General features: G+C 39.0%; 1 protein-coding gene. It reads left to right on the forward strand.

Annotated elements, in window-relative coordinates; all coding sequences use genetic code 11:
- The coding region (locus C1I99_RS35525; protein WP_267897543.1) for a Mur ligase family protein at positions 1-428 on the forward strand (428 nt) is incomplete at both ends.

A 428-nucleotide genomic window follows, 5' to 3' on the forward strand; every position in this document is an offset into this window, starting at 1 on the left:
CAGATGGCCTAAAAGAGGACGGTTGTTTTGTTTTTAACGGGGATGAACCGCTATTAGAACAGCGTGCTAAAGACCTCAATGTTGAACAATACCGTTTTGGGCTTAAAGCAGATAATGATGTCAGCGCCAGTGATATCCAGGGAACTGACACAAGTACAATGTTCAAAACTAATTTGGATGAAGAAACCACCGTAACAATTCCAGTATTGGGTGATTACAACGTAACTAATGCATTAGCAGCAATCGCCGTTGGACATAAGTACCATATTGACCTAAAAAAAGAAGCTGAAGCGCTAGTTGACTTTGATTTAACCAAAAATCGAACAGAGTGGTTAACTGGAAAAAAAGGCGAACGTATTTTAAGTGATGTTTATAATTCTAATCCGACTGCTGCTCGAGCAGTATTGGATTCATTTGCTAACGTAAAT

Origin of the sequence: Micromonospora deserti (assembly GCF_003236335.1) — a bacterium.
In the GTDB taxonomy this organism is placed as follows: Bacteria; Actinomycetota; Actinomycetes; order Mycobacteriales; family Micromonosporaceae; genus Micromonospora; species Micromonospora deserti.